The organism is Bradyrhizobium sp. (assembly GCF_030697065.1).
Taxonomy (GTDB): domain Bacteria; phylum Pseudomonadota; class Alphaproteobacteria; order Rhizobiales; family Xanthobacteraceae; genus Bradyrhizobium.
On the sequence record NZ_JAUYQU010000017.1, the window covers coordinates 1 to 5,779 of the forward strand.

A 5,779-nucleotide genomic window follows, 5' to 3' on the forward strand; every position below is an offset into this window, starting at 1 on the left:
GCGATGGCGCAACAGGATTGCGGCCAGTGCGGCTACAATTGCCACGACTATTCGGACGCGATCGCGAGCAAGGCCGAGCCGCGCCTCAACCTCTGCGTCCCTGGCGGTAAGGAAACCGCCCGGATGCTGAAGGCGCTGCACGAGGAACTGGAAAAGGCGCCGGCATCCGGTCCGTCAGCCGCAGCGCCTGCCGCGGCAACTCCCGTGGTTACGGCGGAGCCCGGCCGTTCGCGCGACAATCCGGTCGCAGCGACATTCCTGTCCCGCCGCCTGCTCAACCAGGCCGGATCCGAAAAGGAAACCTGGCACATCGAATTCGACCTCTCGGGCGCCGGCCTGGATTATGTCGTCGGCGACAGCTTCGGCATCTTCGCCCGCAACGATCTCGGCCATGTCGATCAGATCATCGCCCTGCTGGGCGCCTCGCACACCACCAGGGTCCGGGGCAAGACGTTGCGCGAGGTGCTGACATCAGATGTTTCGCTGGCGCCGGCGCCGGACAGCCTGTTCGAACTCGTTTCCTACATCACCGGCGGCGCGCAGCGCGAGAAGGCGCGGGCGCTGGCGCAGGGCGAGGATCCCGACGGCGACGCCGCTACGCTCGACGTGATGGCGGCGCTGCAGAAATTTTCAGGCGTGCGTCCGCATCCCGAGGCCTTCGTCGAGGCGCTGGAACCTTTGCAGCCGCGGCTCTATTCGATTTCCTCGTCGCACAATGCGACGCCCGGCAAACTCTCGCTCACGGTCGACTGCGTGCGCTACGTGATCGGCAGGCGCAAGCGGCTTGGTCTGGCGTCGACCTTCCTCGCCGAACGCATCAATCCCGGCGACGAACTCAAGGTCTATGTGCAGAAGGCCCACGGCTTCGCGCTGCCGCAGGATCCGAAAGTGCCGATCATCATGATCGGGCCGGGCACCGGCATCGCACCGTTCCGCGCCTTCCTGCTCGACCGCAAGGCGACCGGCGCGCCGGGAAAGAACTGGCTGTTCTTCGGCCATCAGCGCAGTTCATCCGATTTCTTCTATGCCGACGAACTGAATGCGATGAAAACCTCCGGCCTGTTGACCCGGCTGTCGCTGGCGTGGTCGCGCGACGGCGACAGGAAGTTCTATGTGCAGGACCGCATGCGTGAACTCGGTCGCGAAATCTGGACCTGGCTGGCCGATGGCGCGAACATTTACATCTGCGGCGACGCCAAGCGAATGGCGAAGGATGTCGAGCGCGCGCTGGTCGATATCGTCGCCCAGTTCGGCGCGCGTTCGACCGACGAGGCGGTGCTGTTTGTCGCCGACCTCAAGAAGAAGGGCCGGTTCCAGCAGGACGTCTACTGACGGAACCGATCAATCCGCATCAAATTGCAGCGAATAATATTCTCGCCGGAATCTCCGGCGGAGAATTTTAGGCTGCGACGACGCGCGATTTAGGCTGCTGCATCGCTATTTTGTCGATCATCTTGCTTCCCGCGGCGATCAGCCCTTCATTGTGGTCCATGCTGCGTTGGAGATCGACCATGCGCGAATTATCGGCGGAAGCCCGCCTGCACCTTCACGCGCGCCAGCTTTCGCGACAGACCGGCACCGGGTTTCAGATGGCCGCGCTCTACGGTTCGCTGGCGCTGATCGCGGCGGTGGTGTTCGGCACGCTGTCGGTTCATCCGTTCTGAAATCGTAGGGTGGGCAAAGCGAAGCGTGCCCACCATCTCACGCAACGATAAGCATGGCGGGCACGGCGCAAGTGCGCCTTTGCCCACCTGACGATTCAACTCACCTTGAACGGCGCCACTTCGATACCCGCAGCCTTCAATGCCTGACGGATGCTTTGCGCGATATCCACCGCGCCGTGCGTATCGCCATGAATGCACACGGTATCGGTGCGCATTTTGATTGTCTTGCCGGTGACCGAGACTACCGCACCGTCCTGCACCATGCGCGTCACGCGCTCGGCGATTTTCGCGGCGTCGTGCAATACCGCACCGGGCTTGCGCCGCGACACCAGCGAGCCGTCGTCCTCATAGGCGCGGTCGGCGAACACCTCATGCACCATCGGCAAATTGGCGGCTTCGCCGGCCTGCACCAGTTTCGAGTTGGCGAGCACCACGAACACCAGATTGGGGTCGACCGCCCTGATGGCGGAGGCGATGGCCTTCGCGGTCATGTCGTCCTCGCAGGCGACATTCGACAGCGCGCCATGCGCCTTGACGTGGGTTACCTTGTGGCCGGCCGCGGTCGCAATGGCTTGCAGCGCACCGATCTGGTAGGCGACCAGGTTTTCGATTTCCGACGCTTTCATGCCGGGAAACGGCCGCCGGCCGAAACCGTGCAGATCGCGATAGCCCGGATGCGCGCCGATGCTGACGCCGCGAGCCTTCGCCAGATCCACCGTCCTGCGCATGATGTCGGCATCGCCGGCATGGAAGCCGCAGGCGATGTTGACCGAGGTGGCCAACTCGATCATGGCGGCGTCGTTGCCCATTTCCCAGGCGCCAAAGCCTTCGCCGAGATCGCAATTCAGATCGACTGACTTCATCCTGTTTGCTCGCTTTCTCTAGGGCGACCACGTTCCGGCATCGACGGCGCTGACGGCGGCGCCGGCGACGTTGGCATCTTGCAGCGCTTCGATGTTGAGATCAAAGTTTTCGATCGGCCGGAGACGGTCGGGCAGCGTACGAAGCAGTTCCGCCGATTTCCTGAACTCCGCCTGAGCTTCCGCCATGCTGACCGCCTTGAAACGGAACGGCGTCCCGGCCGCCGTCTGCGCGAAGCGCCCGAGATCGGCCGATATCACGGTGGCGATCTTGGGATAGCCGCCGCTGGTGCCGCGGTCGGGCATCAGCACGATCGGGGCGCCATTGCCGGGTACCTGGATGCTGCCATCAACGGTGCCGTCGGAGACGATGTTATGACCGTGCAGATGCTTGATCGCGGGACCTTCGAGCCGATAGCCCATGCGGTCGCTGGTCGCCGATATCCGCCACTCCGAGTCCAGAAACGCCTGTTTCGCGGCGTCATCGAATTCGTCATCCTGTGGGCCCAAAAGCACGCGGATCGGCGCATCCGTCGGGGCGGGAAGTTCCAGCCGCCGTTCGGGGCCGCCGCTGGCGGCCGGCGTCTGCAATTCGTCGCCAGCCTGCAGCGGGCGGGGATAGGGGCTGCCGAGGCCGGCGCGGGCGTTGACCGCAAGGCTGCCGAACATCGGCTCGCCGGCAATGCCGCCCTCGATCGCGAGGTAGCTGAACGAGCCGCGACGCGCAAAGCCGAGCGTCAGCGTCTCGCCGTCCGGGATCGTCATCGATGTGTTGAACGCAACCGTGCCCCCGGAAATGTCGGCATTGCGCGAGGCGCCGGCCAGGGCGACGCGGACCGCACCGTCGCGCGCGGTGAACGCGGCGCCGAACGGGCCGATCTCGATCACCGCCGCCAATGGCGAATTGCCGACCAGAACGTTCGCCGCCGCCAGGGCGAGCCGGTCCATCGCGCCGCTCGGCGTCAGGCCATAGCGCTGGGCGCCGTGGCGTCCGCCGTCCTGCACTGAACTCGCCGGACCGATGGCTGAAATCACGAGTTTGGTCATGCGGCAATCATTTCGGCGACGATCTCGCCGGCTTCGGCGGCGCGGTTCTGGTCCGCGAAGGTTTTTGCGTCGACCGCGGAAAAGGTGACGGCGTCGCCGGGCTCGAGCAGGAAGGTGGGTTCGCGATGCAGCTGGTAGGTGCGGACCGGCGTGCGTCCCAGCAGATGCCAGCCGCTGGGACCGGCGAGACACTGCACGCCGGTCTGGACGCCGCCGATCGAGATCGTACCGGCCGGGGTCAGCAGCCGGGGATTTTGCCGCCGCGGCATGTGCAACTGACTGTCCAGGCCGCTGAGATAGGACCATCCCGGTGTAAAGCCGATCATGGCGACGCGGTAGTCGCCAGCGACATGCCGCGCCACGATCTTGTCCGGCGTGATGTTCAGCGTCCTGGCGACGTCCTCGAGGTCGATGCCGTGCTCGCCGCCATAGACAACGGGAATGCGCCAGCGCCGCGCCGTCGTAACCGGCGGAACCGGCAGTTTGGCCAGCGCCACCAGTTGCTCGCTCAGTGCGTCGAAACCGATCCGGAGGGGATCGTAATGCACCAGCAGGGATCGGTAGGTCGGCACTGTCTCGGTCACGCCGGCGATTGGCTGGCGCGCGATCACACGATCGAGCGCCAGCACGCGCTGGTTGGCCGCGTCATCGATGTTGCGGCTGAATTCCACCGTGATGGCGCTGTCGCCACTGGGCAAAAGGCGGGGCGGGGGGAGCGTCGCGGACATGGCCTCATCTCTTCGGTGGATATCATGCTGTAGCGCGTCTTGCGCCGGAGTGGAACTCGCTTCGCGCAAATCAGCCTGCAAGTTCAATAAATTGATCTGCATATCCGTGAAACGAGGTGATGATTGCGCCGCGCGAGGCAGTCCCTTCGCCAACGCCCCTTGACGCGATGGCCGTGCCCCGCAAGATGCGCCGCCCATCCATCCCGACCGGAGCCGGTTTTTCGATGTCCCTGACCCCTGAAGCGATCGCGACCCTGTCGCGCGTGTCGACCGCCACCATCACCACGGTTCTGCTCAAGAAGGGCCTGCGAAACGTCTGGATGCGGGGCTCACGGCCGCTGCGACCGGGACAGAACCGGCTGGTCGGACCGGCCTTTACCCTGCGTTTCGTGCCGGCGCGGGAGGACCTGGCGACGCCGGAATCCTGGTCGTCGCCAATCTCGACCCGGACCGCGATCGAAGCCATGCCGGAAGGGTGCATCGCCGTGGTCGATGCCATGGGCGTCACCGACGCCGGCATCTTTGGCGACATCCTGTGCGCCCGCATGGCCAAGCGAGGCGTGGCGGCGCTGGTGACTGATGGCGTAGTGCGCGACCTCGAGGGCGTGCTCGGCACCGGGCTGCCGGTGTGGTGCGACGGTTATGCCGCGCCGCCCTCGGTCGCCGGGCTGACATTCGTAGGCTGGGGCGAGCCGATCGGCTGCGGCGGTGTCGCGATCTTCCCGAATGACATCATCGTCGCCGATCAAGACGGCGCCGTGGTGATCCCGGCGGCATTCCTCGACCTCATTCTGGCCGAGGGCGCCGAGCAGGAGCGGATGGAGGCCTGGATCGTGGATCAGGTCAATGCGGGGGCGGTGTTGCCGGGCCTCTATCCCATGAACGCCGAGACCAAGGCGCGCTACGCCGCCTCGAAGAAATAATCACGGCGCGATGAGAGCGTCGATCACCAAGGAGGACTCCATGGATATCCATCTCGCGGGATCGCGGCCGACACGCCGTGCGCCGCAGGATTCGTTTGTCGGCACGGTCTGGCAGGATCCGATCATCGTTGCCGAGGCCCCGGCGCGGATTGCGTCGAACCGCGTTGCCTTCGAGCCGGGCGCGCGAACCAATTGGCATACCCATCCACTGGGACAGACGCTCTATGTCCTCTCCGGCGTCGGCCGGGTCCAAACCAAGGGCGGCCCTATCCATGAAATACGGCCGGGCGACGTGGTGTGGATTCCCGCGGGCGAAAAGCACTGGCATGGCGCCTCGCCAACCAATGGCATGACCCACGTCGCGATGCAGGAGGCGCTGGACGGAAGTTTCGTCAACTGGATGGAGCCGGTGACCGACGAGGAATATTCGGCGGAGGTGGGCGGATGATGGCGTGCCTGATGCGCCCTGCGCATTCCGGGGGTACAGGCTCTAGCGGACTTCACCTGGGCGACAGTGAAGGAAAACCGATGGCAAATCGCTCGCCAAAGGGGTTGAG

The 5,779-nt window shown here is 65.1% G+C and carries 7 protein-coding genes; 4 read left to right on the plus strand and 3 right to left on the minus strand.

Annotated features, from left to right (window positions below; all coding sequences use genetic code 11):
• Both Q8R73_RS01290 and Q8R73_RS01295 read left to right on the plus strand, forming a co-directional pair.
• Positions 1–1,332: sulfite reductase subunit alpha (locus Q8R73_RS01290; RefSeq protein ID WP_305717742.1), on the plus strand; the 1,332-nt coding region annotated here is incomplete at its 5' end.
• 179 nt (positions 1,333–1,511) lie between these two features.
• The gene (locus Q8R73_RS01295; protein ID WP_305717743.1) at positions 1,512–1,664 is read left to right on the plus strand and encodes a hypothetical protein; all 153 of its coding nucleotides are present in this window, start codon (positions 1,512–1,514) and stop codon (positions 1,662–1,664) included.
• A 95-nt stretch (positions 1,665–1,759) separates the two neighbouring features.
• Here the strand turns inward: Q8R73_RS01295 and Q8R73_RS01300 are convergent, their stop codons facing one another.
• From Q8R73_RS01300 to pxpB, 3 genes are read right to left on the minus strand one after another with little or no spacing between them, the layout of a single operon-like run.
• A complete protein-coding gene (locus tag Q8R73_RS01300) occupies positions 1,760–2,527 on the minus strand; it encodes a LamB/YcsF family protein (RefSeq protein ID WP_305717744.1) in 768 nt (255 codons plus the stop codon).
• An 18-nt stretch (positions 2,528–2,545) separates the two neighbouring features.
• Positions 2,546–3,571 carry a biotin-dependent carboxyltransferase family protein gene (locus Q8R73_RS01305; protein ID WP_305717745.1) on the minus strand — a complete coding sequence of 342 codons (1,026 nt, stop codon included), beginning with the start codon at positions 3,569–3,571 and terminating at the stop codon, positions 2,546–2,548.
• A complete protein-coding gene (pxpB, locus tag Q8R73_RS01310) occupies positions 3,568–4,299 on the minus strand; it encodes a 5-oxoprolinase subunit PxpB (protein WP_305717746.1) in 732 nt (243 codons plus the stop codon). The genes Q8R73_RS01305 and pxpB overlap by 4 nt, the downstream gene beginning before the upstream one ends.
• Positions 4,300–4,523: 224 nt before the next feature.
• On the opposite strand from pxpB, the gene Q8R73_RS01315 reads away from it, so the two are divergent.
• Both Q8R73_RS01315 and Q8R73_RS01320 read left to right on the plus strand, forming a co-directional pair.
• Complete coding sequence (locus Q8R73_RS01315) at positions 4,524–5,222, plus strand: ribonuclease activity regulator RraA (protein WP_305717747.1); 699 nt, start codon at positions 4,524–4,526, stop codon at positions 5,220–5,222.
• 40 nt (positions 5,223–5,262) lie between these two features.
• Complete coding sequence (locus tag Q8R73_RS01320; protein ID WP_305717748.1) at positions 5,263–5,670, plus strand: cupin domain-containing protein; 408 nt, start codon at positions 5,263–5,265, stop codon at positions 5,668–5,670.
• The last annotated feature ends 109 nt before the right edge of the window (positions 5,671–5,779 follow it).

Bases quoted from the DNA above. Each gene is read 5' to 3' on its own strand.
- Q8R73_RS01295 (WP_305717743.1), top strand. From the start codon at position 1,512: ATGCGCGAATTATCGGCGGAAGCCCGCCTGCACCTTCACGCGCGCCAG.
- Q8R73_RS01300 (WP_305717744.1), bottom strand. From the start codon at position 2,527: ATGAAGTCAGTCGATCTGAATTGCGATCTCGGCGAAGGCTTTGGCGCC.
- Q8R73_RS01305 (WP_305717745.1), bottom strand. From the start codon at position 3,571: ATGACCAAACTCGTGATTTCAGCCATCGGTCCGGCGAGTTCAGTGCAG.
- pxpB (WP_305717746.1), bottom strand. From the start codon at position 4,299: ATGTCCGCGACGCTCCCCCCGCCCCGCCTTTTGCCCAGTGGCGACAGC.
- Q8R73_RS01315 (WP_305717747.1), top strand. From the start codon at position 4,524: ATGTCCCTGACCCCTGAAGCGATCGCGACCCTGTCGCGCGTGTCGACC.
- Q8R73_RS01320 (WP_305717748.1), top strand. From the start codon at position 5,263: ATGGATATCCATCTCGCGGGATCGCGGCCGACACGCCGTGCGCCGCAG.